Annotated in this window: 19 protein-coding genes and 1 pseudogene; 8 read left to right on the top strand and 12 right to left on the bottom strand. The window is 67.7% G+C overall.

Annotation, left to right across the window (positions count from 1 at the left end):
* Window positions 1-14 precede the first annotated feature (14 nt).
* Window positions 15-770 carry a hypothetical protein gene (locus GORHZ_RS09125; RefSeq protein WP_006332308.1) on the bottom strand — a complete coding sequence of 252 codons (756 nt, stop codon included), beginning with the start codon at window positions 768-770 and terminating at the stop codon, window positions 15-17.
* A 196-nt stretch (window positions 771-966) separates the two neighbouring features.
* Window positions 967-1491 carry a gamma carbonic anhydrase family protein gene (locus tag GORHZ_RS09130; protein ID WP_006332309.1) on the bottom strand — a complete coding sequence of 175 codons (525 nt, stop codon included), beginning with the start codon at window positions 1489-1491 and terminating at the stop codon, window positions 967-969.
* Between the two features lie 639 nt (window positions 1492-2130).
* Between GORHZ_RS09130 and GORHZ_RS09135 the strand changes: the two genes are divergently transcribed.
* Window positions 2131-2751, top strand: a complete 621-nt coding sequence (locus GORHZ_RS09135; protein WP_006332310.1) for a transglycosylase SLT domain-containing protein — start codon at window positions 2131-2133, stop codon at window positions 2749-2751.
* A 157-nt stretch (window positions 2752-2908) separates the two neighbouring features.
* Window positions 2909-4546: an acyl-CoA synthetase gene (locus GORHZ_RS09140; RefSeq protein ID WP_006332311.1), complete on the top strand. Its 1638-nt coding sequence runs from the start codon at window positions 2909-2911 to the stop codon at window positions 4544-4546.
* 386 nt (window positions 4547-4932) lie between these two features.
* Here GORHZ_RS09140 and helR read toward each other — a convergent pair whose 3' ends face one another.
* The 3 genes from helR to GORHZ_RS09160 form a co-directional block, all read right to left on the bottom strand.
* Window positions 4933-7086 (bottom strand): RNA polymerase recycling motor ATPase HelR, encoded by a 2154-nt coding sequence (gene helR / locus GORHZ_RS09150; RefSeq protein WP_006332312.1) that lies wholly within the window; start codon window positions 7084-7086, stop codon window positions 4933-4935.
* A gap of 111 nt (window positions 7087-7197) precedes the next feature.
* A complete protein-coding gene (locus tag GORHZ_RS09155; protein ID WP_006332313.1) occupies window positions 7198-8613 on the bottom strand; it encodes an aldehyde dehydrogenase family protein in 1416 nt (471 codons plus the stop codon).
* A 13-nt stretch (window positions 8614-8626) separates the two neighbouring features.
* Window positions 8627-9754, bottom strand: coding sequence for an NDMA-dependent alcohol dehydrogenase (locus GORHZ_RS09160; RefSeq protein WP_006332314.1), 1128 nt, complete (start codon window positions 9752-9754; stop codon window positions 8627-8629).
* A gap of 306 nt (window positions 9755-10060) precedes the next feature.
* Between GORHZ_RS09160 and GORHZ_RS09165 the strand changes: the two genes are divergently transcribed.
* The gene (locus tag GORHZ_RS09165; protein ID WP_157205121.1) at window positions 10061-11068 is read left to right on the top strand and encodes an AraC family transcriptional regulator; all 1008 of its coding nucleotides are present in this window, start codon (window positions 10061-10063) and stop codon (window positions 11066-11068) included.
* A 105-nt stretch (window positions 11069-11173) separates the two neighbouring features.
* On the opposite strand, the gene GORHZ_RS09170 is transcribed toward GORHZ_RS09165, so the two are convergent.
* From GORHZ_RS09170 to ppsA, 5 genes are all read right to left on the bottom strand, one after another.
* On the bottom strand, window positions 11174-12760 hold the full coding sequence (locus GORHZ_RS09170) for a flavin-containing monooxygenase (RefSeq protein ID WP_006332316.1): 1587 nt from the start codon (window positions 12758-12760) through the stop codon (window positions 11174-11176).
* Window positions 12753-13739, bottom strand: a complete 987-nt coding sequence (locus GORHZ_RS09175; protein WP_006332317.1) for an alpha/beta hydrolase — start codon at window positions 13737-13739, stop codon at window positions 12753-12755. Before GORHZ_RS09175 ends, GORHZ_RS09170 begins: the two co-directional genes overlap by 8 nt.
* Before the next feature lie 130 nt (window positions 13740-13869).
* Window positions 13870-15174: a competence/damage-inducible protein A gene (locus GORHZ_RS09180; protein ID WP_006332318.1), complete on the bottom strand. Its 1305-nt coding sequence runs from the start codon at window positions 15172-15174 to the stop codon at window positions 13870-13872.
* A gap of 41 nt (window positions 15175-15215) precedes the next feature.
* Window positions 15216-16088 (bottom strand): LLM class flavin-dependent oxidoreductase, encoded by an 873-nt coding sequence (locus GORHZ_RS09185; RefSeq protein WP_006332319.1) that lies wholly within the window; start codon window positions 16086-16088, stop codon window positions 15216-15218.
* A gap of 96 nt (window positions 16089-16184) precedes the next feature.
* Window positions 16185-18488, bottom strand: coding sequence for a phosphoenolpyruvate synthase (gene ppsA / locus GORHZ_RS09190; RefSeq protein WP_006332320.1), 2304 nt, complete (start codon window positions 18486-18488; stop codon window positions 16185-16187).
* Between the two features lie 219 nt (window positions 18489-18707).
* On the opposite strand from ppsA, the gene GORHZ_RS09195 reads away from it, so the two are divergent.
* A complete protein-coding gene (locus GORHZ_RS09195) occupies window positions 18708-20753 on the top strand; it encodes an erythromycin esterase family protein (protein ID WP_051998816.1) in 2046 nt (681 codons plus the stop codon).
* 57 nt (window positions 20754-20810) lie between these two features.
* Entirely contained in the window at window positions 20811-21437 is a 627-nt protein-coding gene (locus GORHZ_RS09200; protein WP_040530989.1) for a TetR/AcrR family transcriptional regulator, read from the top strand.
* Between the two features lie 18 nt (window positions 21438-21455).
* Here GORHZ_RS09200 and GORHZ_RS09205 read toward each other — a convergent pair whose 3' ends face one another.
* Together GORHZ_RS09205 and GORHZ_RS09210 are read right to left on the bottom strand one after the other, a co-directional pair.
* Entirely contained in the window at window positions 21456-22682 is a 1227-nt protein-coding gene (locus tag GORHZ_RS09205) for an NAD(P)/FAD-dependent oxidoreductase (RefSeq protein WP_006332323.1), read from the bottom strand.
* 106 nt (window positions 22683-22788) lie between these two features.
* On the bottom strand, window positions 22789-23997 hold the full coding sequence (locus GORHZ_RS09210) for an ROK family protein (RefSeq protein ID WP_006332324.1): 1209 nt from the start codon (window positions 23995-23997) through the stop codon (window positions 22789-22791).
* 49 nt (window positions 23998-24046) lie between these two features.
* Here GORHZ_RS09210 and GORHZ_RS09215 point away from each other — a divergent pair, with 49 nt between their 5' ends.
* The 3 genes and pseudogenes from GORHZ_RS09215 to GORHZ_RS09225 all read left to right on the top strand — a co-directional run.
* Window positions 24047-25231 (top strand): MFS transporter, encoded by a 1185-nt coding sequence (locus GORHZ_RS09215; RefSeq protein ID WP_006332325.1) that lies wholly within the window; start codon window positions 24047-24049, stop codon window positions 25229-25231.
* A 74-nt stretch (window positions 25232-25305) separates the two neighbouring features.
* A complete protein-coding gene (locus GORHZ_RS09220; RefSeq protein ID WP_006332326.1) occupies window positions 25306-26493 on the top strand; it encodes a DUF1214 domain-containing protein in 1188 nt (395 codons plus the stop codon).
* A gap of 7 nt (window positions 26494-26500) precedes the next feature.
* Window positions 26501-26801 (top strand): annotated as a pseudogene (locus GORHZ_RS09225) (sulfotransferase family protein); the annotation flags it as partial.

Here is a 26801-nt window from a genome sequence, read left to right on the forward strand (position 1 = left end):
TCGAGCGCCGAACTCTACAGCGGCGAGCTCGACCACCAACCCGGACTCGGCGGCATCGGCGGCCAGGGTGAGCGTCGGCGCTCGCTCGCCCGTGCCAGAACCTCGGAGGGCGTTGAAGTGGCACATGCGCGCTCGTCGTCGGTCGTGGTCGGGTAGACCGCGGCGAAATCGTAGCGGGTGACGTACCAGTCACCGAACACGTTCCCGCTCGGCGTGCGAGCCGTCCCGCGCGTGTTGGTCGGCGGGACGGCGCCGCCGCGCCGGAAGTCGATCTCCACCGGCCGCGGCGCATCGATGTGGGATTCCCAGGTGTGCCCGTCCACCTTGATCGAGCGGTATCCGTAGCGGCACAGTACTATTCGCGTCCAGTCGGCGTCATCGGCCCGGCGCAGCGCGGTGAAGAAGGCGGTGCCCAACGCCGGATGAGCCGTCGACTCCTCGGGCGGGTACACGCTGATCATCTGTCCGATGTTCGACGGCGAGGCGTCGACGAATCCGCGGTAGCCCCACTGCACCGACCGGCCGGCGTTCGCCAGCTCGAAAGACTCCACGAACGCCCGCACGAACGTCCCCTCCTGGCCGGAGATATCGAGGACCTGTCCCGGAACCCAGCGGAAGGTCACATCGAACGCGGCGGGGATGTGGTCGGTCGGGGCCGGTGCGGACTCCGGGGCCGGGGTGTCGACGCCGCCCTGACAGGCGCTGACGACGAGCATCATCAGGATCGCCGCGGCCAGCGCGGCGAGTCCGTGGCGACGCCTTTGTCCCAACGGCGGTGTCCCTTCGGTGTCCCCCCGAATGGCTTGTTCGCAGGATAGGCGGGACACTGGAGCCGATGAGAGCCGCCGGGGTATCGGATCGGTCAAGAAACCGCATCGGAATCGATACGGTGCGCGGAACGAACAGCTGCCGCCGCGCGCGTGGATCTCGGCGCGGCGAGCGCGGTTGCTGACCGGGTAGGCCCGACTACTCCACCGGCGTCGCGGTGCGGTGCTTCTCGGCGAGGTCGACGTAAGCGGCGGCGTTGAGGCGGATGTGATCGATCTCGGTTTCGCTGCAGGCGCGTCGTGCCTTGCCGGGCGCGCCGACGACCAGTGAGCGGGCCTCGATGACGGTGCCCTCCGGGATCAGCGCGCCCGCCGCGATGATGCATCCCGGGCCGATGACGGCCCGGTTCATCACCACCGCACCCATCCCGACCAGCACGTCGTCGGCGACGGTGCAGCCGTGCAGCACCGCGTTGTGTCCGACCGAGACACCCTCGCCGATGGTCAGCGGTGTATCGGGGTCGGCGTGCAGGGCGCAGCCGTCCTGGATGTTGGTGCGGGCGCCGATGGTGATGGCGGCCATGTCGCCGCGCACGATGGCGTTGTACCAGATGCCGACCTGATCGGCGATGGACACTTGCCCCACGACCACAGCTCCCGGCGCGACCCACGCGCCCTCGGCCACCGACGGGGTATGCGAACCGACACTCAGCAGACGCGACATGAAAACCTTTCCGGACGGGTCTCGACGGTGAGACGTCCTCCAGGGTTGTTATAGCCGACCGCGGCCCGCGCCCGACTACGAGCGGGCGATCTCACCCTGGTTGCGCGCCCATCGCCGGACCGTGATTGAATACGTTCTGCGTAACAAGTCCGCTTCGAAGTCGTTCACCCACTTGACCAGTTGTGTGAAACAGGTCACTTCGGCCGACTGATCAAAACCGCAGCTCAGGCGCGTTGTTGCGCGAGTCGACGGATCTGAATCGGTAGCGCACTCAGGTAAATCTCAGCTTTCTGTTGGCTTTTCCTCAGGCGTGTATATCAATCTGTTACCAGTCCGATGCAGACCTGAGTCTGTGCAGCACGAGGAAGTCGAGTAAGTCATGCGGATTCAGCCCGCATGCGCGACCTACGGCCTCGCCACGGCAATCGGGGCTGACAGCGCCACCGTGGCCAACTGAATCTCGGCCGGACCCCGCTCGAGGCGGGGTGGTTGCGCACTGCGCGTGGGCGGCATTTGCCGCCCCAATTTTCATACGTCCATCCCAGCGATGACCGTCAGCCGGTGCGCCCGCGTGCGTCGGAGGGTGTCTGCTGTCGGCCGGAAGCGCGGCCGAGAAATCCATCAGGAAATCCAAGTCTCATGTTTGTTGCCTCGAAGTTGTCCCGCCATGCCCGCCGCCCGTCCCGCAAACACACCGGCCGCACCATCGCCGGGGCCACCCTTGCGCTCACGGCCGTCGTGACCGCCGGATCGATCGCCAACAACGAGCCCGCCCAGGCCGAGAAGCGGATCGTCGCGGCATCGTCGCACCAGGCGCAGCAGGACACCCAGCAGGACACCCAGGCGCCCACGCCGGCTCCCGAGCCGACCACGACGGGGGTCGCCCCGGTGGTCGTGCCCAAGCCCATTGCGGAGCCGGCGGCACAGGCCGTGGTGTACCAGGACAACCTGGACGGCTGGATCCGTGAGTCGCTGGACATCCTGAAGGCCAACAACATCCCCGCCAGCTACGACGGCATCTACCGCAACGTCATGCGGGAGTCGACCGGCAACCCGCGGGCCATCAACCTCTACGACTCCAACGCAGCGGCCGGTATCCCGTCCAAGGGACTGCTGCAGGTGATCGACCCGACGTTCGCGGCCTACCACGTGAAGGGAACGCCGTTCGACATCTGGAACCCGGTCTCCAACATCGTCGCCGCCTGTAACTATGCGGCGCACCGCTACGGGTCGATGGACAACGTCAACTCGGCGTACTGAGGTTCGTAGCAAGTACCTCGACACAGAAACCCCTCGCGATTCTCGTGGGGGGTTTCCGTTCGCTCTCCGCACCCCTACATTGTCATCAGACAACGTGTGTGCTCAGAGGGGCCGGTCATCGGGCCGGTGATCTCCGGGCGCGGAAGGACGAGGTGACATGGCATCGGTTCGCGAGGCATTCGAGATGGTGTCCGACACATTCGGTGCGGTGCGCGTGCTGCAGAAGACCGGGGCCATCGACCTCACCAGGCCCGGGGCGTTCGTCCATGCCGTCAAGCGCACCAAGATCATCGGTCCGGCGTCCGCGGTGATCGTGCACGGTGCCGAGGAGTATCCCGACGCGCCTGCGCTGACCGACGAACGCGGCACCCTCACCTTCGCCGAGGTGGACCGGCAGTCCAACGCATTGGCCAACGCGATGCTGGCCTCCGGCGTGGAACCCGGGTCGGTGATCGGGGTTCTCGCCCGTGACCATCGTGGCCTGATCCTCGCTCTGAGCGCCGCGGGCCGCGCCGGATACCGGCTGGCGATGATGAACACCGGATTCGGCAAAACCCAGTTCGTCGAGGTCGCCGAACGCGAGAACGTGCGCGCGATGCTCTACGACGAGGAGTTCACCGACCTCCTCGAAGGCCTCCCCGACGACATGCCGCGCATCCTCACCTGGGTCGACGGAGATCGGCCCGTCCCCGAGGGGGTGCGTACCCTCGACGATCTCGTCGCGAGGGGTGACACGTCGATGCCCCCCGCGCCGGAATCATTCGGCGGTTTCGTCATCCTGACCAGCGGCACCACCGGCCTGCCCAAGGGTGCGAAACGGTCGCTGGTTTCTCCGTTCACCAGTGCGCTCCTGCTCGACCGCGTTCCGCTGCCGCAGCGCGGCACGATGGTGATCGTCTCGCCGATCTTCCATTCCACCGGCTTCGCCGTGTGGGGCGTGGGTACCGCTCTGGGCAACCAGACGGTGCTGTTGCGACGTTTCGACGCCGAGAAGACCCTGGCCGCGCTCGCGGAGCATCGTGCCGAGGTCCTCGTCGCGGTCCCGACGATGCTCCACCGGATGCTCGCACTCGGACCGGAGGTGATCAAGCGGTACGACCTGTCGGCCCTCAAGATCATCGTCGTCGCCGGTTCCGCGCTCTCCCCGACCTTGTCGGAGGCGGTCCAGGACACCTTCGGCGACGTCCTCTACAACATGTACGGCTCCACCGAGGTCGCGATCGCCACCATCGCCCAGCCGCACGAACTGCGTCAGGCGCCCGGCACGGTCGGGCGCGCACCGATCACCAGCCGCCTCGCGCTGTTCGACGAGAACAATCAGCGCATCGACGGAACCAATGTCCGCGGAAGGCTTTTCGTGCGTAACGGCGCGCCGTTCGAGGGCTACACCGACGGTCGCACCAAGCAGGTGATCGACGGCTACATGTCGACGGGCGACATGGCCCGGTTCGACGAGAGCGGTCTGATGTTCATCGAGGGCCGCGACGACGACATGATCGTGTCCGGCGGCGAGAACGTCTTCCCGCTCGAGGTGGAGAACCTGCTCGCCGAACATCCCGAGGTGGCCGACGTGGCCGTCGTCGGTGTCGACGACGAGGAGTTCGGAACTCGGCTGCGCGCCTTCGTTGTTGCCGCCCCGGACGCCGACCCGGACCCCGACGATCTGAAGCTTCACGTCAAGGCCAACCTCGCGCGCTACAAGGTGCCGCGCGACATCGTCTTCATCGACGAACTACCCCGCAATCCCACCGGGAAGTTGGTGCGCCGGAAGCTTCCGACCGGCCCGCTCGCCTGAGAGCCGCCGCTGGTCGCGTAGCGAAACCAACTTCGGCACTGGTGGTCTCGATACACCACTCGCCCAGGGGCTCGTGGCACTCGACCAGCGGTCAGGGTCGGCGCGTGTCTACCCGCTCGCTGGTGTTGAAACCGAGGACGGCGCATGTCAATCCGCCCGCTGGTCGAGTAGCGTCCGAGGCGCTAGCCGAGGTCGTGTATCGAGACCACCTGTGCCGAGTGTGGTCTCGATACACCACTCGCCTAGCGGCTCGTGGCACTCGACCAGCGGAAAGGGCTCGTGGCACTCGACCAGCGGAAAGGGCTCGTGGCACTCGACCAGCGGAAAGGGCTCGTGGCACTCGACCAGCGGAAAGGGCTCGTGGCACTCGACCAGCGGAACCACCACTACTGGGAGGTCAGCACCACGAGCTGCCGCGTCGCCCGCGTCATCGCGACGTAGGTGTCGACGGCCCCGACGACACCGTTCCCGAACCGGTCCGGATCGACCAGTACGACGAGATCGAACTCGAGACCCTTCGCGTGCTCGGGGCTCAGCGACCGCACGCGTGGGAGCGGGCCGAAGGTGGGATCGCCGATGACACAGGCGGTTCCGTCCTCGTTCGACCTCAGCCATTGATCGACGATCGCAGCCAACTCCGATGTCGATCCATACGTGACCGGGATTCCGCTGCTACGGATGGACGTCGGCACGTTGGCGTCCGGGATCGCCGCCCGGATGATCGGCTCGGCCGCCACCATGACCTCCTCCGGTGTTCGGTAGTTGATGGTCAGTGATGCGATCCTGGTGTCGGACAGTCCGATCCGGTCGAGCCGCTCGGTCCAGGTCTCGGTGAATCCATGTCGGGCCTGCGCGCGGTCGCCGACGACGGTGAAGCTGCGGGATGGACAGCGGCGCAGAAGCATCCCCCATTCGGCGTCGGTCAGTTCCTGGGCCTCGTCGACGATGATGTGCGCGAACGGGCCGGCGAGGGGGTCCTGGGTGGCGTCGGGCGCGGCGGTCTCGTCGACGAGGTTGTCGCGCAGATCCTGCTGTCGCAGCATCGACATCAGGCCCTCGCCGTCGTCGTAGGTGTTGGAGTCGATCAGATCCCGCACCACCTGATCCATCCGTTCGCGTTCGGTGGCGAGTGCGGTCGCCCTACGACGCCGGCGCTGTGATGCCTGCGCGTCACCGAGGCGTTGTCGGGCGGCGTCGAGGAGCGGCAGATCTGCCGACGTCCACGCGGACGGATCGGCGCGCTGTAGTCGGTGGACGTCTTCGGTGTCGAGCCAGGGTGCGCACAGGCGCAGGAAGGCCGGTACCGACCATAGGTCGCCGACCAGGTCGGCCGCATCGAGCATCGGCCACGCCCGGTTCACCATCCGGTTCAGAGCCTCGTTCTGTGCCAGTGACTTTCGCAGCTCGGCGGGGGAGATGTCCTCGTTGTCGAGTCGGTTGAGCACCGTGGTCTCCAGAGCCTCGGAAATCGCATCGCGTGCCTCGTTGTGCGGTGTGCCCACCTCGGGTGCGTCGAAGATCTCCGCCCAGTCAGCAGGCGTGAGTCGCACGTCGCCCCACCAGGTCTCGACCGTGAACTTCTTCGTCGGTGGCTCCTCATACCAGCGGACGCCGCGCTCGATTGCCTCGACCAGCCGCGCCGACGACTTCAGCTCCGCCACCTCGGGATCGGGTTCGTCGGGCACCGTCGCTCCTTCTGGGACGAGGTCGCGCAGGGTGCAGGTCGCCACGCCCTCCTCGCCGAGGCTCGGCAGGACGTCGGCGATGTAGGCGAGGTACGGCTCGTGCGGACCGACGACCAGTAGCCTGCCACGGTTTCCGGCGAGCCGTGGGTCGTCGTAGAGCAGGTAGGCGGCACGGTGCAGGGCGACGACGGTCTTGCCCGTCCCCGGGCCGCCGTCGACGACGAGGGCGCCGTGCGATCCGGCACGGATGATCGCATCCTGGTCGGCCGCGATGGTGGAAAGGACATCCCGCATCTGCGGTGAGCGACTCGCGCCGAGGCTCGCGATGAACGCGGAATCGTCGTCGAGGGCGACGCCGCCGTCGCGACCGTCCCCGGTGAGCACCTCGTCCCAGTAGTCGGTGATCCGGCCCTGCGTCCAGCGGTAACGCCGTCGGCTCGCCACACCCATGGGCGCGGCGTGGGTGGCGGCGAAGAACGGTTCGGCGGCCGGCGTGCGCCAGTCGACGAGAAGTTGGCGACCCGCCTGATCGGTGAGACCGAGCCGGCCGATGTAGGTGGGCTCCGTCGAGTCGGCATGAACGATCCGACCCAGACAGAGATCGAGGCCGAACCGCTGCAGAGAACGCAGGCGCCGGGTCGTCTGATGAATCTCGAGATCACGTTCGATCGCCTGTTTGCCCTTGCCGCCAGGGGATCGGCGCAGGGTATCGAGACGCTCGGTCAACGACGTGATCGACTGCGCGTGGGTTTCCGCGATCGCCGCGAAGTGGCGTTCATCGTCGGCGATGAGGGTGGGGTCGGCCTTGGCGTGATGGCCCCCGAGGTCGAAGACGGAGGTGGTGAGCGGCGTCATGACAGCGATTCTGAACGACGACCCGGGCCTTGCCGCAAGCCCCCATCTGCCGTATATGTTGAAAGTGGAAGGGAGCGTTCGCCCCCTTCCACTTTCATTCGACCGGGCTTCTCAGCCCTGGATCGACTTGACCTCCAGGAACTCTTCGAGACCGAATTGTCCTGCCTCACGGCCGATTCCGGACTGCTTGTAACCGCCGAAGGGTGCGTCGAGGTTCAGCCCGGCGTCGTTGACGGCGATCTGTCCGGCCCGGATCCTGCGTGCCACCTGTTGTGCGCGCTCCTTCGACCCCGACCACACGCCACCGGCGAGCCCGTAGATGGTGTCGTTGGCGATGTCGACCGCCTCGTCCTCGGTGTCGTAGGGCTCGATGGACAACACCGGTCCGAAGATCTCCTCGCGGTGGATCGTCATATCGGGTGTGACGTCGGAGAACACGGTCGGCGCGACGTAGGCGCCGGGATGATCCTGCGCTTCGGTCTGCCCGCCGACGACCACACGTGCACCTTCTTCGATGCCCGTGCGGATATAGCCGAGCACCCGTTCCTGCTGGGTCCGCGACGACAGCGGTCCGAGCACGGTCGTCTCGTCGGTGGGATCACCCACCGGGATCGACTCCACCACGGCCTTGACGATGCCCTCCACCTCGGCCAGTTTCGAGCGGGGGACCAGCAGGCGGGTCAGCGCCGAACAGGTCTGCCCGGAGTTGATCATCGATGCCTCGACCGCAGCCGGGACGGCAGCCGTCAGGTCGGCGTCGTCGAGCAGGATGTTCGGGCTCTTGCCGCCGAGTTCGAGAGACACGCGCTTGACGGTGCCCGACGCGAGTTCGCTGACGCGACGCCCCGCCCGCGTGGAGCCGGTGAAGCTGACCAGATCGACATCCGGGTGCGACGCGATGGCCTCGCCCACCTCGGGGCCGGTGCCGAACACGACATTGAACACACCCTCGGGAAGTCCGACCGCGTCGACGATTTCAGCGAGCACGATCGCGTTGAGCGGGGTGACCTCGCTCGGCTTGACCACCACGGTGTTGCCCGCGGCCATCGCGTAGGCGGCCTTGAGGGCGATCTGGTGCAGCGGATAGTTCCACGGGGTGATCGCGCCGACCACTCCGTAGGGTTCGCGAACGATGCGGGAGCCGCGGTAGTCGCTCTCGAACTCGAAGTCGGTCACGATCGCCGCCGCCTGGGCGAAGCTGTTGATCGGTAGCGGGAGCTGCGCGGCGCGGGAGAACGACAGTGGTGCGCCCATCTCACTGGAGATGAGTTGGGCGAGTTCCTCGGCCCGGTCGATGAGCCCCTGGGCGATCGCTCCGAGGTATTCGGCGCGTTTCGCCACCGGGGTGGCCGACCAGCCGGCGAAGGCGGCGCGAGCTGCCCGCACGGCCTGGTCGACATCGTCGGCGGTCCCGGCAGCCACCTCCCCGATGACCTCGTCGGTGGCGGGGTTGGTCACCGGCAGCAGCGAACTCCCGGTGGAGGGCACCCATTGCCCGTTGATGTAGTGGTCCTTGTGGGTACGCACGGTGATGGTCTCCTCAGTAGTCTTCGTCGCCGTAGATGACGACGCCGCGAAGGTTCTTGCCGTCGGCCATGTCCTGATAGCCCTGGTTGATGTCCTCGAGGCGGTAGGTCGTGGTGACGAGTTCGTCGAGCTTGAGCAATCCGGAGCGATACAGGTTCAGCAGCTTGGGGATCTGAGTGCGGGGGCCGACACCGCCGAAGATGGCGCCCTGCACCTTCTTCTGCAGCAGGGTCAGCTCGAACAGGTTGAGGTCGACGGTGGCCTGGGCGACGTCACCCATACCGGTCACCACCACGCGGCCACCCTTGGCGGTCATGTTCAACGCCTGCTGGATGTGCTCGCCTTTGATCTCGCCGACGGTGATGATCACGAGGTCGGCCATATGTCCCCAGGTGAACTCGGGGAGTTCGGCGAGTGCCTCGTCGACCGAGCCGTAGGTATGGGTCGCGCCGAATTCGAGGGCCTTCTTCTGCTTGAACTCGACCGGGTCGATCGCGACGACGAACCGCGCGCCGGCGAACGCCGCGCCCTGCACGGCGTTGATCCCGACGCCACCCACGCCCATGACGACGACCGTCTCGCCCGGCGCGGTGTCGCCGATCTCGGTCGCCGATCCCCACCCGGTCGAGACGCCGCAGCCGAGCAGAGCGGCCTTGTCGAGCGGGATGTCCTTCTCGATCTTCACCACGGATGCCTGGTGGACCGTGACATACGGGGCGAAGGTGCCGAGCAGGCACATCTGGATGACCGGCCGGCCGTTCTGCGTGACGCGGTAGGTCTTGTCCGAGATCGCCTGGCCGGTGAGCAGCCCGGCGCCTTCGTCGCACAGGTTCTGCAGGCCGGTGGCACACGAGGGGCAGGTGCCGCACGCGGGGATGAAGGCGAGGACGACGTGATCACCCTCTTCGAGCCCGGTGACGCCCGGACCGACCTTGGTGATCACACCCGCACCCTCGTGACCGCCGAGGACCGGCAGGAAGGGGACCGGACTCGACCCGGATTTGAGGTGTTCGTCGGAGTGGCACAGCCCGGATGCGGCGAGCCGGACCTGGACCTCGCCTTCGGTGGGATCGCCGAGGTCGACCTCGGCGAGCTGCCAGTCGCCGCCGACCTCTTCGAGGATCGCCGCCTTTGTCTTCATCTGACCTCCAGTAGGTTTGGTTGTGATGTCAGTCACGGAATTGGCGTGGTCCGAGCCTATGGACGCGGCACGCCCGATCGACAGGTCATTCGGGGCCAGAAGGGCCGCAATTGCGGCCATCTCGGGCGCGCTGGAGATGACGTCGACCGGAAGTCGTCGCGATCAAGTCATTGCCGGAACTTCGCCGGAGCGTGATACTCCTCACAGGAGAATGTGTCATGCGGCAGAGAGGACAAGCGTGTGTCGGTAGTCGCCGAAACGGACGGGGACGTGCTCGGGGAGCCTTCGCAGACGGTTTTCGCGCAGATGAGCGACCCGTGGGACCACCCGAGGACCACGGTCAGCATCGCCATCATCTGCCAATGGGCGGCGGAGCACGGGTGTCCGTCGTCGTTGTTGCTCGACGGCACCGGCCTGGATGCGGCGTCGCTCGTCGACACCGAAGCGCTGATCGAGGCGCAACAGGAGATCGCGGTGATCCGTAACCTGCTCGCCGCGATGGACAACCGGCCGGGCATCGGGGCCCAGATCGGTCTCGAGTACCACCTGACCGCCTACGGCTACTACGGCTACCTGCTGCAGGCATGCGGGCTCGTCGCCGACATGGTGCGCAGCGGATTGCGCTACTCGCCGCTGACGTTCGCCTTCGCGACGATGACCGGCGAGCTGATCGCCGATGATCGGTGGTCGTTGTCGGCGCATACCATCGGCGTACCCGACGACATCGCGTCGTTCGTGATCGAGCGTGACCTCAGCGCGAGCGTGCAGATGCAGCGCGAGCTGTTCGCCGGGCGCGCCGTCGCGCCGCTTCGAGAAGTGCGATTCGCCCACGATCTCGGATCTGACGCCGCGTTGCCCACGTACGAAGAGGTCTTCGGGGTGCCGGTCGGTTTCGGACGCGAACGCAGCGAACTCATCTTCGACCGGGACTACCTCGACATGACGCTGCCGATGGCGAGCCGGCACACGGAGTCGGTGATCATCGAGCACTGCGAGCGACTTCGGTCAGAACGGTTGCACGCCAACGGGATCGCCGGGCAGGTCCGTGCGTATCTGCTCGACCAGACTTCGCTGGACCGCACTCTGGAGGAGTGTGCGGCGGATCTGCACTACTCGGCGCGCACCTTGCGGCGCAGCCTGACCCGGGAGGGTACGTCCTACCGGGCAATCCACGACGATGTGCGCCGCGGCCTCGCGCACGACCTCATCCGCGACACGACGATGCCGCGGTCGGCAATCGCCGAGCGCCTGGGATACCGCGACTGGTCGAGCTTCTCGCGGGCCATGCGGCGCTGGGGGCGGGGCACGAGCTGACCTGGCCCGCCCGGTCCTGAAGACCCCACACCCCAGCGCAGTCATCGACACCGGGGCTTTCGTGCGCTGCTTGTGCGTGGTTTTCAGGGCCGGTCGGCTTCTCGCTCAGGAGATGTCGAATCCGTGGTAGTTGGAGATGGCGATCCCGTCACCGATCTGCTTGTACACGTCCACACCCCCGACGAATGGCAGGACGGCGCGACGTTTGCCGGGGACGTTCGCACCCATGTACCACGACGCGGCCTCGGGCAGCAGGGTCATGTCGGCGGCGTCGTTGGTCGTGTTGACCCAGTTGTCCTCGGCGGCGACCTCCGCGTCGATGCGGGTGCATCCGTGATCGCGTAGGTGTGCCATCGCCGCCGAGATCCACTCGACGTGGTACTCGATCGACGTCAGCATGTTCGACAGCACCGAGGGGCTCTGCGGTCCGGTCACGGTGAACAGATTCGGGAAACCCGCGGACATCAGACCGAGATAGGTGCGCGGACCGTCGGCCCACTTGTCGCGCAGGGTCTGCTCGCCGTGACGAATGTCGATCGCGTCCAGCGCGCCGGTCATCGCGTCGAAACCCGTTGCCAGGATGATCACGTCGAACTCGAGTTCGTCGTCGCCGGAGAGGATTCCGTGTTCGGTCATCCGCCGGATCGGGTGGTCGTTGACGTCGATGAGTGTGACGTTCGGCTGGTTGTACACCTCGTAATAGCCGGTGTCGACACACATCCGCTTGGCGGCGATCGGATACGAGCGCGGCGTCAGCATCTCCGCGACCGCGGGGTTGTGCACCTTCAGCTTGATCCGACCCCGAGCGTACTCGGCCGCCCGGTCGTTGGCCTCCTTGCTCTGTAACAGATCCCGGAACGACTGTTGGTAACACAGACCGCCGTCGTCCCAGCGTCGTTCCAGTTCACCCCGGATCCCGGCATCGTCGAGGTCCTCGAAGAACGGCGGCAGCTCGTCGTCGCAGGGGAAACCGCCGACGGAATTGCGGCTCTCCTCGCGGAACTCGTCGTAGTGGGTCTTCAGTTCGGCCAGTTCCTCGACGATGGAACGGTTCTGGGCAGGTACCGCATAGCAGGGCGTGCGCTGGAAGACCGTCAGCTCACCGACATCCGGTGCGATCGCGGTGATCGTCTGCAGCCCCGAGGAACCGGTGCCGATCACGGCAACGCGCTTGCCCGAGAGATCCACGCCTTCCTCGGGCCAGTCCCAGGTCCAATAGACGTCGCCGGCGAAATCCTCGAGTCCCTCGAACGTCGGGATGAGCGGCTTGGAGAGGCATCCGGTCGCGGCGATCACGAATCGGGCCGTGATCTGCTCACCGCTGTCGGTGGTCACGGTCCACTCATTCGACACGTCGTCGAACACCATCGATGCCACGCGGGTGTTGAACGAGATGTCGCGGCGCAGGTCGAACCGATCGGCCACATGTTTGAGGTAGGCCAGCAACTCCGGCTGGGCCGAATACCTCTCGGTCCAGTTCCAGGACTGCTGCAGGTCGGAGTCGAACGAGTAGGAGTAGCCGATTGATTCGATGTCGCAGCGGGCGCCGGGGTAGCGATTCCAGTACCAGGTGCCGCCGACCTCGGGGCCGGCCTCGATGACGTGTGCGTCGAAGCCGAGTTCGCGCAGTTTGTGGAGTTGATAGAGGCCGGAGAACCCGGCGCCGATGATGATGGCGTCACGATCAGGCATTGCTGGCCGTCCTTTCGTCCGAGGTGTGCGAGCCCTGCCCGCGGTGGTCGGCGAGGGCGTCGCGGATGTGGTCGGCGACGACCTGCATCCCGGTCTGATAGCCGGGCAGGATGTTCGCCATCTGGAACCAGATGTGCATTTGCCCCTCGGCCTCCGCCAAGGCCACCGGGACACCGGCGGATTCGAGCGCGCGGGCGTACGCGACCCCCTCGTCGTGCAGCGGGTCGAACTCGGAGACATACACCAGCGCGGGAGGCAGGCCGGTGAGATCGGCCGCCCGCAGCGGAGACGCATCCGGGCTGGTTCGGGCGTTCGGGTCGGGTAGGTAGTGGTTCCAGAACCAGATCATCGTGTCGCGGTCGAGCAGCAGCTGGTTTTCCGCCGCGACATACGACGGGGTGTCGAAGTCGCAGTCGGTGACCGGGTAGACCAGCACCTGGTGGTCGATGCGGGGCCCCTGGCGGTCCCGCGCCCAGTGGGTCATCACCGCGGCGATGTTGCCGCCGGCGCTGTCACCGGCGACGATGAGTGGCGCGCCGGCCACCGCGAACTCCGAGGCGTGCTCCGCGGCCCAGCACAGGCCGATGTAGCTGTCCTCGATGGCGGTGGGGAACCGGAACTCGGGAGCCTTGCGGTAGTTGACCAGCACGACCGTCGAGTTGGTTCGGTTCGCCAGATCCCTTCCCACATGGTCGTATTGGAAATCGATGTCGCCCAGGACCCAGCCGCCGCCGTGAAAGTAGACGATCACCGCCTCGGGCTCTCCCTCGGGTTTGAGGACCCGCACATTGAACGACCCGCCGTCGGTTCCGGAGAGCTTCAGATTCTGCACCGACGCGACCTCCGGGCCGCGCCCGCTCATCCCGGAGAAGATCGGACCCATCATCCGGGCCAGCGCGGGCGTCTGCTCGCTGATCGGGGGTTGGCGTTTCTCGGCGAGTTCCGCGAGCACCGCCTGTGACACAGGCTCCAGTGGCATCTGTTTCTCCTTGCCTCATCGATCGATCGGCCCCATGCCTATGTGACCTCGGTCACTGTAAAACTAGGACGTCACGGATCTGTGCGACAGACCAGAAGGGGCCACAACTCGACAGTTGGGGCCACGAACCTCAGCGGTCGGCTGCGTCGGCGAGGATCTCGGAGAGCAGATGCAGTGCGGCGGTGGTGGCCAAGGTGCGCACCGTGGCGCGGTCACCGGGGAATACCCGGGTCCGGGTCACGGTGGGCCGGCCGGCGATCGCCACCCCGAAACACACCATGCCGACCGGCTTCTCGTCGGAGCCGCCGCCGGGTCCGGCAATGCCGGTGGTGGAGACCGCGGTGTCGGCGCCGAGTCGGCTCATCGCTCCCTCGGCCATCGCCACCGCGACCTGTTCGGAGACCGCGCCATGGGTGGCGATGAGATCGGCGGGCACGTCGAGCAGGGCGGTCTTGATCTCGTTGGCGTAGGCGGTGACCCCGCCGACGAGGTAGGCCGAGGATCCGGGACGGTCGGTCAGCCGGGCCGCGATCAGTCCGCCGGTGCAGGATTCGGCAGTCGCGATCAGCCGGCCCGACAGGGCGTCGGCGATCTGATCGTCGATGGTCGCACCGTCGGTCGAGAAGATCTGGTGCGCATGGTGTTCGACGAGCAGCGCGGCGAGGTCGGTGTAGGCGGTATCGGCGGTGTGCGGGTAGCGCGTGTCGATCTCCACCTCGCCGTTGCGCAGGCAGGTGGTGATCTCGAGTTCGTCGAACCCGGACACCGTCCGTTCGGCGGTGCGCAGGGTTTCGGCGAGGTCGGCCTCGGACAGGCCGTAGGCGCGGATCGTCGCGTGCCGCAACTCTTCTCGTCGGGCCAGGGCCTCGAGCACAGCGGGAGCCGCCATCGCCTCCGACCACATGCCCCGCAGTTCTGCGGGCGGACCGGGCAGGACCAGGATCGCGGGGATCGCGGTCCGACCGGACTCTGCGGCCGCCGCGGGCACCACGACCCCCGGGGCTGTGCCGACGGGCGGGATCGGGTGGGCCCCGGCCGGGACCATCGCCTGCTTGCGGATACCCGCCATCATCGGGGCCGAATCCGGGTCGCCGCCACGCCTGCGTTGCCATGCGCGAATGATGTCGGCGATGCGGACTTCCATGTCGGTGTCGAGGTGCAGCTCGCGTCCGCAGAACTCGGCGACGGTGGCCACGGTGAGGTCGTCGGCGGTGGGGCCCAGGCCACCGGTCGTGACGATGAGGTCCACCCCCTCGTCGGTGAGGAAGCGCAGTTGCGCGGTCAGGTCGTCGGGACGGTCGCCGCAGATGGTGATGTGTGCGACGTCGACGCCGAGATCGAGGAGACGTTCGGCCACCCACGGACCGTTGCGGTCGCTGACCCGACCGGTCAGCACCTCGGTGCCGGTGACGACGATGCCTGCGCGCGCACTCACGGCACCAGCCTAACCACTCGTCGACGGTGGCGGAGTAGCTGTCATCCGCCAGTCCGCGACGCGAGCCGGCGGGACACCACCGCGTCGAGTACCTGCTCGGAAGCGCGGTAAGGCTCGACCGCCCGGGGCCAATGCACGATGACATCGGTGAATCCGAGTGCGGAGGCCCGCCCCACCATCTCATCGAAGAGTTCGATGCTCTCCAACGAGTTCCGTGGCGACGAGTCGAGATTCAGGTACCGGGCAAACCCTGCCGAGTCGGGACGGTCTGCGAGCGCCTCCGAGAGGATCTCGACGTTCCGGGCGACTCCGGCGAACCATTCATCCAGACCCTCCGCCCGCGAACCCGTCGTGACCCAGCCATCGCCGAGACGCGCGGCGAACCGCACTGAGCGGGGACCGTTCCCGGCCAGGATCAGCGGCACGCGATCACGGACCGGTCCGCCCACGAGGCGCATGTCGCGCACGATGTAGTGGTCACCGTCGACACTCACATGATCCTCGCGCAGCGTGCGGTCGAGCACCGTGGTGAACTCCTGCAGGCGGTCGACGCGTTCACGGGCCGTGACGGAGGGCTGTCCGAGTATCCCGTCATCCGGAGTTCCGCCGGCGCCCAGGCCCACCAGGAGCCGGCCTTCGGATATGTCGCACAGCGTCTGGATCTCGCGTGACAGCGCGGCCGGATGCCGGAAGTTCGGTGAGATCACGAATGCGCCCAGCCGGATTCGGGACGTCACGGCGGCCGCCGCGGTCAGTGTCGGAATGCACGAGAACCACTGTGAATCGGGAAGGCCTCCCCACACGAGGTGGTCGTAGGTCCAGGCGTGGTCGAAGCCCATCGCCTCGGCCCGCTCCCACAGCGCCCGCGTCCGTCGCCACGGCTGGTCGGGCAGGATGCAGATCCCGTATCGCATGAATCGAGATTAGCCGACACGCAAAACTCCCACTTACACAACGATTCTTGCGTGTAAGTGGGAGTTCCGTGTGTCGGTTCGGGGGCGTCGATACCGCTACCGTCGGGTGGCCTCGATCAGCAGACGGCGTTCCGCAGCGGCCACCGAATGCCGTGCCTTCTCGATGGAGTCGGGATTCACCGAGATCGACGTGATGCCCAACGACACCAGGTGCTGAGCGAACTCCGGCTTGTACGACGGTGCCTGCCCGCACAGCGAGGTGGTGATCCCGAGCCGTCGGCCGGTCGAGATGATCTGCGCGATCGCATCCATCACGGCCGCGTCGGACTCGTCGAACACCTCCGCGCAGATCTCGGAGTCGCGGTCCACGCCGAGCATCAGCTGGGTCAGGTCGTTGCTGCCGATCGACACACCGTCGACTCCCATCCCCACGTACTCGGGCAGCCAGTGCACGACCGAGGGCACCTCGGCCATGATCCACCGGCGCAGACCACGCTGCCTGCCCAGGCGACTGTCGTCGATGAGCGAAAGGCATTCCTCCAGTTCCCATTTGGTGCGCACGAACGGGATCATCACACCCAGGTTGGGAGAGGACTCGCGAATCCGGGCCAGCGCCTCGAGTTCGAGCTTGAACAGTTCCGGATCCTTGATGTACCGGAAGCAGCCCCGGTACCCGATCATCGGGTTGTGCTCCTCGGGCTCATAATCCTCGCCACCCTGCAGTTTCCGGAACTCGTTGCTGCGGAAGTCGGTGGTTCGGTAGATCACCGGTCGCGGCCCGAACGCGGACGCGACCTGACCCACCGAGTCGACGAGCGCCTGGACCAGTTGCTCGCTCTCCCCCTTGACGATGAGGTCGTGCGGGTGACGGCCACCGAGGGCGCCGGTGAGGATCAGCTCCGCGCGGAGCAGTCCGACGCCGTCGACATCGCGGGCGGCGATGGCTTCGGCGGTGTCGGGCATCCCGATGTTGACGTAGATCTTCGTCCCGGTCACCTCGGCCGCCACTGCGGTCGGGGCCGCGGCGACCGGCGTGGTCACCGTGGGTGAGGCCACCGAGCCGGCGCGCACGACGCCGTGCGTCCCGTCGACGGTGACCAGCTCGCCGGTCACCAGATCCGAGGTGGCCGACCGGGCGCCGACGATGCAGGGCACGGCCAGCTCCCGCGCGACGATGGCGGCGTGACAGGTCATACCGCCCGCGTCGGTCACGATCGCCGACGCGCGCCGCAGGGTGGGCAACCAGTCGGGGTTGGTCATCGGTGCCACGAGCACCTCACCGTCGACCAGAGTGCTGCCCTCCGACGGCGACGTGAGGATGCGTACCGAGCCGGTCGCCGTGCCGGGTGCGGCCGACAACCCGCGCGCGATGATGGTGCCGGGGGCGGCGCTGGTGGCGCCGAGGGTGGTGATCGGGCGGGCCTGGACCAGCCAGGTTGCCCCTTCGGGGTCGATCGCCCATTCCAGGTCCTGCGGGATGCCGTAATGGTCCTCGACCGCCACGGCGAGTTCGGCCACGCGGTGCAGCGGTTCGTCGTCGAGGACGCGGGCGTCTGCGAGGTCGTCGTCAAGCTTCTGGGTCAGATCCTGACCGTCCGGGCCGCGCACGATCCGGAAGTCCTGGTGTCCGATGCGGGTGTCGAGGACCGACAGGTCGTCCTTGCGGACGATGTAGGTGTCGGGCTGCACCATCCCGGACACCACGACCTCGCCGAGTCCGAGTGCGCCCTCGATCGCGATCCGGTCGCGCGCGCCGGTCGACGGGTCGGCGGTGAACGCGACGCCCGCCTTGTCGGAGGCGACCATCTGCTGGATGACCACCGCCATCGCGGGGACGTCCGTGAAGCCGCGACTGGCGCGATAGGCGACCACGCGCGGACCGAACAGCGACATCCAGCACTTGGTGACCGCGTCGACGAGCTCGTCGTCGCCGGTCACGTTGGTCAGCGTCGCGTTCATCCCGGCGAAGGACGCGTCGCGTCCGTCCTCACCGGTCGCCGACGAACGGACCGCGACCGGCACGCCGTCGCCGAGTCGGTGATAGGCGTCGAGGAGTTCGGTGCGGACCTCTGCGGCGACTCCCGCCCTGGCGACGAGTTCCTGCAACCCGGCGCACATCTCGGTCAACTTCTCGGTGTCGGCGACCGTGGTGAGCGCGTCGCGGTGCATCTCGGCGAGGTCGTCGGCGACATCGCCGGCCTGCATCGAGTAGCGGTAGCAGTCACGCAGCAGGACGAACCCGGGTGGCACCGGCAGTCCCGCCGCCACCATCTCCCCGAGATTGGCGCCCTTTCCGCCGGCCTCCTCGGCATCGGTGAGCCGCAGTTGGGTGAAGTCCCGTACCTGATCGCGCAAGTTCGTAGGTGTCGTCGTGGTCTGTGTCGTGTCGGTTTGCGTCATGGCGGCCTCCTCATGCCACCCCCATCGTGCGCCGTACGATCCGGGGATACCAGCGAATTCGCCGACATTCGCACCAGGACAGTCAACTTGGGCTCTTTGCGGAGTCGGCCTCGGTGAACGTCCCCGGGAAAGGGGACATTCGGCCCTAGACCCCGCAGTCCTCGACGCGGTGAGCTTGACAGGGTCAGATCGGTGTACCCCGAGCGACCGGGAGGCGAAATGACCCGGACCGCTGCCGCGCCGCGGCAACAACCCCGTCGACTGTTCCGTGATCGGCGTGAGGCCGGACGTGTGCTGGCCGAACTGCTGAGCAGCTACCGGGCCAAACCTGACGTGATCGTGCTCGGTCTGGCCCGGGGTGGGGTGCCCGTCGCCTTCGAGGTCGCGGCGGCGCTCCGTGCCCCGCTCGACGCGTTCATCGTCCGCAAACTCGGACTCCCCGACCGGGAGGAGTTCGCCATCGGCGCGGTGGCCGCCGGCGGCCGGATCGTGCTCAACGACGACGTGGTGCGTGGGCTGCGGGTGTCCCCGGATCAGATCCGCGCCGTGGTCGAACGCGAGACCCGTGAACTCGAGCGCCGCGAGACCGCCTATCGCGGTGCGAAGCCGCCCGCCGACGTCGCCGGCAAGACGGTGATCCTCGTCGACGACGGTCTGGCCACCGGCGCGAGCATGCGGGCCGCGGTGATCGCGCTGCGCGAATCCGAGCCGGCGGAGATCGTTGTCGCCGTACCGGCAGCCCCCGAATCGACCACCCGCGAGCTGGCCTCGCTCGCCGACGACGTGGTGTGCGCGTCGATGCCGACCCCGTTCCTGGCCGTGGGCGAGTCCTACTGGGACTTCTCCCAGACCACCGACGAGGAGGTGCGCACCCTGCTCGCGACGCCGACGACACGCGCCGAGGTCGCCGTCGAGGAGTCTCCGCCGGACATCATTGCGCGGGTGGCCGTGGACTGTCCCGGCGGCGTGCCACCCGAATCGGTGCTCGACGAACTCATCGGTGATGCGCGGATCGTCCTGATCGGGGAGAGTTCGCACGGCACCCACGAGTTCTACGAGGCGCGCGCCGAGATCACCAAATGGCTCATCGAGCATCGCGGATTCACCGCGGTGTCCGCCGAGGCCGACTGGCCGGACGCCTACCGGGTGAACCGCTGGGTGCACGGGCTCGGCCGTGACCACACCGCCGACGAAGCGCTCGCCGGATTCGAACGGTTCCCGTCGTGGATGTGGCGCAACACCGTCGTGCGCGACTTCGTCACCTGGATGCGTCACCACAACGACTCCCTGGCCGACGACGACCCGACCGACCGAGTCGGATTCTACGGACTGGACCTCTACAGCATGCACCGTTCGATGCAGGAGGTGGTCGGCTATCTCGATACCGTCGATTCCGTTGCCGCGCAACGCGCTCGGGCCCGATACTCGTGTTTCGACCGGGCGTCGGACGAGGACGGCCAGGCCTACGGTTACGCGGCGGCATTCGGGGCGGGACCCTCGTGCGAACGGGAGGCGGTCAGCCAGCTCGCCGAGATCCACCGCAACGAACTCGCCTACCTCAGCCGCGACGGGATCGTCGCCGAGGACGAGTTGTTCTGCGCGAAACAGAACGCACAGACCGTCCGCAACGCGGAACTGTACTACCGCACCATGTTCCGCGGTCGGGTGACTTCGTGGAATGTCCGGGACGGGCATATGGCGCAGACACTCGACTCGCTGCTCGACCACCTCGACGCCCAGCGCTCCACGCGGGCGCGGGGGCCGGCACGCATCGTGGTGTGGGCGCACAACTCCCACGTCGGGGATGCCCGCGCCACCGAGGTCGGCGCGGACGGACAGCTCACCCTCGGACAACTCGTCCGCCAGCGCCACGGCGACGCCTGCCGGCTGATCGGATTTTCCACGCACAGCGGGACGGTGACTGCCGCAGACTCGTGGGGCGGGGATGCCCACCGCAAGGTGGTGCGTCCGGCTCTGCCGGGCAGCATCGAGGAGGTCTTCCACGACAGCGGCAGGCAGTCGTTCATCGTCCGGTCGGGCGACGAACAGGCCGCGGAGACCCTGGAGACGGTGCGGTTGGCGCGAGCCATCGGCGTGATCTACCTACCCGCGACCGAACGGCAGAGCCACTACTATCACGTGCGTCCCGCCGACCAGTACGACGCGATGATCCACATCGATCGGACGCACGCGTTGCGCCCGCTCGAACCGACCAGCCTGTGGATCCAGGGCCAGACCCCGGAGACATATCCGAGCGGACTCTGAGTCGGTCCGCACCGCACCCGACGACGACGCCGTCGCCGGGTGCGTCATCATGGAACCGTGGTGGACCAGCCGCAGGACCGAACGACCCGAACGCGCCAGATGCTGCTCGACGCGGCCGAGGTGATGTTCGCCGAGCACGGCATCGCGAGTGTGTCCAATCGGCAGATCAGTGAGGCCGCCGGTCAGGGCAACAACTACGCCGTCGGCTATCACTTCGGCACCAAGACCGAACTCGTCCGCGCGATCCTGCATCACCACAGCGTCCGGCTCGATGAGATCCGCGCGCGGATCACCGCGGAGGTCGGCGAGGAGGCCGACATCCGCGACTGGCTGCGCTGCCTGATCCAACCGCAGGTGGAGTACCTCGGTACGCTGCGCCGGCCTTCCCACTTCGCCCGCTTCTGCGTCCAGGTCGCCTCGGAGCCGACGATGGCCAACCTCCTCTACGAGGAAGCCTTTGCCTCCGAAGCCATCTCACGAATTCTCGACGGTTTCTACGGAGCGTTGCCGGGTCTGCCGGCCGGCGCCGTCGAGGTCCGCGACCTCATCACGCGCAACTCGATCATCGTGACGCTCGCCGACCTCGAACGCGCCCTCAACGGCGAGGAGGCCCCGGACTGGCGGGCGCTGTGCGAGGCCATGATCGACGCGATGGTGGGGATGTGGTCCGCGCCCGCCTCTTAGCGAAACCAGCGGTCTCCGCTACGAAATCGTTTGTGGCAGTGGTATATCGGGATCACCAAGTCTTGCGGTATCTACCGCCGAGCCTGACGAGATAAGCGATTTGATGTCCTCGAGCTGATCCCAGATGTTGACCTGCATCCCGGCGAGGACATGCGCGTCGCCGTCGAGCCAGAATGCGACGAACTGCCGGCCCGCGATGTCGCCGCGGAACACCACCTGCTGATACCCGGCGGACAGGCCCGCGTACTCCATGCCCAGGTCGTACTGGTCGGTGAAGAAGTAGGGCAGGTTCGTGTACTCCGCGTCCCCGCCGAGCATGTTGGTGACCGCGACGGCCGGCTGGTTGAGCGCATTGGCCCAGTGCTCGGTGCGCACCCGGGTCTGCAGCAGCGGATGAAAGGCGTTCGCGATGTCGCCGACCGCGTACACGTCGGCATCGCTGCTCTGCAGGCCGGCGGTGACCAACACGCCGCCGCCTCCGGTGGCCAGGCCCGCCGTGTCCGCGAGTTCGAGATTCGGTACCGCGCCCGCGGCGATCAACACCAGATCGGCATCGATCACGTCGCCGCCGCTCAGTTCCAGTCCGTGCGCTGCGCCGTCGTCGCCGGTCACGACGCGTTCGACCCCGACGCCGGTGCGCAGGTCCACCCCGTGTTGGCGGTGCAGGTCGGCGAAGACCTCGGCGACTTCCGCGCCGAGTGCTGTCAGCAGGGGCGCGGACGCGGCCTCGGCGATGGTCACCTCGGCACCGCGGTCGCGCGCGCCGGCGGCCACCTCGAGTCCGATCCAGCCGGCGCCCACGACGGCGAGGCGTGTGCCGTCGGCGATGGCCGCGGTGATGTGGCGCGCGTCGTCGATGGTCCGCAGGTGATGCACGCCGGGTGCGTCGGCGCCGGGGATGTCGAGATGACGGGCGCGAGAACCGGTGGCCAGCAACAGTTTGTCGTAGGTCACGGGTGTCCCGTCGGCGAGCTGCACCGAGTTCGCGGCCAGATCGAGCTTCTCGGCGGTGGTGCCCATCCGCAGGTCGATCCGGTTGTCGAGGTACCACCGCGCGTCGTGCACGGTGAAATCGTGCAGGGATTTCTTGCCGGCGAGGAATTCCTTCGACAGCGGTGGTCGTTCGTAGGGGAGATGCTCCTCGGCGCCGAGGAGGATCACCTCCCCGTCGAAGTCGTGGTCGCGAACGGCCTCGGCGGCCTTCGCGCCGGCCAGCCCGGCTCCGATGATCACGATGGTTGGCATTGACGTCGCCTCCCGGGTGCGTTCGGCTCGGATCAGATCTGCGCGCGCTCGTGCGCTCGTGCATCTGTGGCCCACTCTACGCGCGTGGCTTCCCGGCCCTACCCGATCAGCGCATCGCCCACTCGGCGAGCCGGTCGGCCGAGACGATCTGGTCCACACCGAACAGCGCCGCGCCGCGTAGTGGACCGTCGTCGCCGTGGACGCCGTCGAGCACCGGTGGCGGCGCCTGTTTGCGGAACGACATCAGTCCACCGTGGTAGGCGTCGTCGAACGCCGCGGTGGCGGCGGCGCGGATCAGGGGAGCCAGGCCGCCAATGGTGATCGCGTCGGGATCGTGGAGGTTCACCAGTCCCGCGATACCGCGGCCGAGCGAGGTGGCGACGGCCTCGACGGCCCGGCGGGTCGACGCCTCGCCCTGCGCCTTAGAACGGCGACCCGCCTCTGAACGAACCCGTTCGAGAACGTCGTGGGCGTAGGTGAGCGGGTTCTTCGGTTCCGGGTCACCGCGGTGACGGGCCAGGGCCCGGCCGTCGATGTCACGGTCCCAGCACCCGGAGGCGCCGCACGCACACGGTTCGTCGTGGCGGCCGAACGGGATGTGCCCGTATTCGCCGGCCGCGCCGTGCGCACCGGCTGCCGGTGCGCCGTCGACGATCAATGCACCGCCGAGACCGACCGCGATGATCAGATGCAGCGCGGTGCCCACCCCGCGCGCCGATCCGGTCCGTGCCTCGGCGAGACCGGTCAGGGTCGCGTCGTTGCCCACGAACACCGGCAGGTCGACGTCGTCGGGTAGGGCCGACGTCAGGTGGGACAGATCCGTGTGCAGCCATCCGCGCGGCGTGACCTGGACCAGGCGGCCGTCGCTGACCGTGCCGGCCGCCGACACCGAGACGGCCCGTATCCGAGCGGGGGTGCGGGCGTAGACCTCGCCGATCGCCGCGCCGATATTGCGCAACACCCGCCGCGGGTCGCGATACAGGCGCGACGAGCTCGCCTCGACGACGGGTTCGCCGGTGATGTCGGCGGTCGCGACGCGCCAGCCCGTCGAACTCAACTCCGCCGCGACGACGAGCGGGCCGTTCGGGTGGGGGCGCAACATCGTGGTCGGGCGACCCCGGCCCTGTGCGGGTGCGGGCACCTCGTCGAGGAGTTCCGCGGCGCGCAGCCGTGCCAGCAGCTCGGTGGCCGCGCCGCTGCCGATGCCGAGTGCTTGCGCGGCGGCCGCCCGGGTGATGGCGGGCTCGGTCCGGACGAGATCGACCAGACGTTCGGCGGTGAGCCAGCGTGCGGCCGAGCCTCCCTGTGCGGTCACCCGTCACCTCCCGGATTGATTAAACTCGGAACGAGAGTATATTCGAGCAGTGCTTGCCGCTTCCACCCACACGACCGCTCCGGACCGCAGCCTCCGTACGAGTCTGCCTGCCCTGGTGGCGTTGTCGCTTGCCTCGTGTCTCGCGGTGACCTCGGAGATGCTGCCGGTCGGGTTGCTACCCGCCATCGGCGACGCGTTTGCGGTCGGGGAGGCGACCACGGGCCTGCTGGTGACCGTGTTCGCCGGGATGGTGGCGGTGTTCTCGGTGCCGCTGACGATCGCCACCCGCCGGCTGCCGCGCAGACCGTTGATCCTCGCCACCGTGGTCGGCTACCTGGTCAGCAATACCGTGATCGCCGTGGCGCCGACCTTCGCGGTGGTCGCGGCGGGGCGCGTCGTCGGCGGTCTGGCGCACGCCCTGTTCTTCTCGGTGTGCATCGGTTACGTGCCGCGCGTCGTCGACCGTGCGCAGGTCGGTCGCGGGCTGGCGATCGTCTCCGTCGGGGCGACGGCCGGTTTCGTCCTCGGTGTCCCGCTGTCGACGACGCTGGGCTCTGCGCTGGGGTGGCGCAACGCCTTCGGTGTGCTCGCGGTGGTATCGGTGGCGGTGCTGGTGCTGATCGTGCGGGTGCTCGCGCCGGTGCCCGGCTCGAGTGCCGGCGGAGTCGCCGAGACCCGCGGCGCCAAACGGGATCTCGGCGTGGTCGTCTCGTCGAACATGGTCACCTTCGTCGGCCACTACACGCTCTACACCTACATCAGCGTGGTGCTGCTGACCGCCGGTGCCGCGGAATCGATGCTCGGCCCCCTGCTGTTGGTGTGCGGACTGTGTGGGCTGGTCGGATTGGCGTGTGCCGGACGGACGATCGACCGGTATCCGCGTCCGACGATTCTCACCGTCCTCGGTTTGCTGGTCGCGGCGATGCTCGCGGTGGGTGTCGCGCTGCCGTGGCTGGTTGCGACGGTGATCGCGGTGTCGCTGTGGAACGGGGTGTTCGGTGCCGTCCCGTCGATCTATCAGTCGGCGGCGGTGCGTGCGATGCCCGATGCCCCCGACCTCGCCGGGGCGTGGATCAACGCCACCGCCAATGTCGGGATCGCCCTCGGTGCGCTCATCGGCGGTTTCGCCCTCGGTTCGTCGTCGGGCAGGGCGTCGTTGGCATGGGTGGGTGCGGTGGTGGCGGCGGCCGGGCTGGGGATCGCGGTGGTGGGGAAGCGGGCGTTTCCGAAATAGCTCATCGGTGAACCGGCGAACAGTCGGCCCTCCGGTGCCCGATCATGGAACCACCCGATCATGAAAGGTGGGCGATGAACGGCAGGACGATCGCGGCTGCGGCGCTGGGACAGTTCAAGACGGCCCGGCTGGCGTATCTCAGGTTGCGCGGCCGGACACCCGACGATGTCGCCGAGCAGCGCGTCGCCTCGGGCGCCTCGTGGGATGAGTTCTGCGACACCCTCAAATCCGCGGGCGCGGCGCTCGTCTTCCCCGGCACACCGACGGATCCGCTCACCCAGGCCGAGGGCTACCGCTACCTGAGCCGACTCACCCGAGCGGGACTCGAGGCCTTCGTCGAATATGCCGACCCGACCGCGCCGGTGCTGCGCCGGATGGTGCACGAGACGGTCAAGATGGGTTCGGACAACCCCGACAACCACTATCTCAACGCCACCATCGACGGCACCCTCGAATACCGCATCACCGGCACCCGCGGCACCGTGGACTACCTGGGCTTCGGCACCCAGGAAGGGCATTACGGCGAGGGCGGCCAGATGCCGACGACAGGCTACGTCGAGGCCGCCGATCTCGAGATCGGGTCCGACGGACGATTCGAACTCGTTCTGAGCGCCACCGAACACAGCGGCAACTGGCTACCCATGACCCCGGCGACCGGCCTGCTCATCGTGCGGCAGACCTTCGCCGACCGCAGCACGGAGGTGCCGGCCGATCTCCGCATCGAACTGCTGGACGGATCGTCGGCGCCCGGGCCGCTGACGGCGGCTGCGCTCGACGCCGGCCTGGGCAAGGCGAGCCTGCTGGTCGCCGGCGCGTCGCTGCTGTTCGCCAAGTGGGCCAGAGACTTCCAGAAGCACACCAACGAGCTGCCGATGTTCGACCCGGAACGCTCGACCAAGGCCGGCGGCGACCCGAACATTATCTACTACCACAGCTATTGGCGCCTGGGCCCCGACGAGGTGCTCGTCATCGACAGCGAGATCCCCGAGTGTGACGGCTGGAACTTCCAGCTCGACAACCACTGGATGGAGTCCCTCGACTACCGCCATCACACCGTCCACGTCAACAAGCACACCGCGACCTATCGACCCGACGGCACCGTCCGCATCGTCGTCGCCCATCGGGATCCCGGCACCGACAACTGGATCGACACCACCGGCCACGAGTGCGGGGCGATGACGTTCCGGTGGATCCGCGCGACGACCCATCCGCAGCCACGGACCCGGGTCGTGTCGATGTCCGCACTGTCCCAGCTGGATTGACGACGGCATGGCCCTCACCTTCACGCCTTTCCGACGCCGGCCGGTCCGGGCAATCAACCGCGTCGGTGCCGGCCTGGACACACGCGGTCACTCGGTGGACCTATCTGCGGACACCCTGCGACGACGGGCCGAGAAGACGACCGGCCTGCCTTGGGTGGCCGATGCGCAGACCGACGAAGCCCTCGACGTGCTGTGCGCGTCGATCATCGACGAGGCCCGGCTCAGCACCTTCGGTGCCCTGGTGATCCGTGCTCGGATGCACGGCATCCTCACCACCCGACTGCGGGCGGCCGAATTGCTGCGGGTAC

The organism is Gordonia rhizosphera NBRC 16068 (genome assembly GCF_000298195.1).
Taxonomy (GTDB): Bacteria; Actinomycetota; Actinomycetes; order Mycobacteriales; family Mycobacteriaceae; genus Gordonia; species Gordonia rhizosphera.

Coding starts and splice junctions, on each gene's coding strand:
- ppsA (WP_006332320.1), bottom strand. CDS start 18,488: ATGACGCAAACCGACACGACACAGACCACGACGACACCTACGAACTTG.
- GORHZ_RS09220 (WP_006332326.1), top strand. CDS start 25,306: ATGAACGGCAGGACGATCGCGGCTGCGGCGCTGGGACAGTTCAAGACG.
- GORHZ_RS09175 (WP_006332317.1), bottom strand. CDS start 13,739: ATGCCACTGGAGCCTGTGTCACAGGCGGTGCTCGCGGAACTCGCCGAG.
- GORHZ_RS09205 (WP_006332323.1), bottom strand. CDS start 22,682: ATGCCAACCATCGTGATCATCGGAGCCGGGCTGGCCGGCGCGAAGGCC.
- GORHZ_RS09185 (WP_006332319.1), bottom strand. CDS start 16,088: ATGCGATACGGGATCTGCATCCTGCCCGACCAGCCGTGGCGACGGACG.
- helR (WP_006332312.1), bottom strand. CDS start 7,086: ATGACGCCGCTCACCACCTCCGTCTTCGACCTCGGGGGCCATCACGCC.
- GORHZ_RS09195 (WP_051998816.1), top strand. CDS start 18,708: ATGACCCGGACCGCTGCCGCGCCGCGGCAACAACCCCGTCGACTGTTC.
- GORHZ_RS09130 (WP_006332309.1), bottom strand. CDS start 1,491: ATGTCGCGTCTGCTGAGTGTCGGTTCGCATACCCCGTCGGTGGCCGAG.
- GORHZ_RS09165 (WP_157205121.1), top strand. CDS start 10,061: ATGAGCGACCCGTGGGACCACCCGAGGACCACGGTCAGCATCGCCATC.
- GORHZ_RS09170 (WP_006332316.1), bottom strand. CDS start 12,760: ATGCCTGATCGTGACGCCATCATCATCGGCGCCGGGTTCTCCGGCCTC.
- GORHZ_RS09140 (WP_006332311.1), top strand. CDS start 2,909: ATGGCATCGGTTCGCGAGGCATTCGAGATGGTGTCCGACACATTCGGT.
- GORHZ_RS09135 (WP_006332310.1), top strand. CDS start 2,131: ATGTTTGTTGCCTCGAAGTTGTCCCGCCATGCCCGCCGCCCGTCCCGC.
- GORHZ_RS09160 (WP_006332314.1), bottom strand. CDS start 9,754: ATGAAGACAAAGGCGGCGATCCTCGAAGAGGTCGGCGGCGACTGGCAG.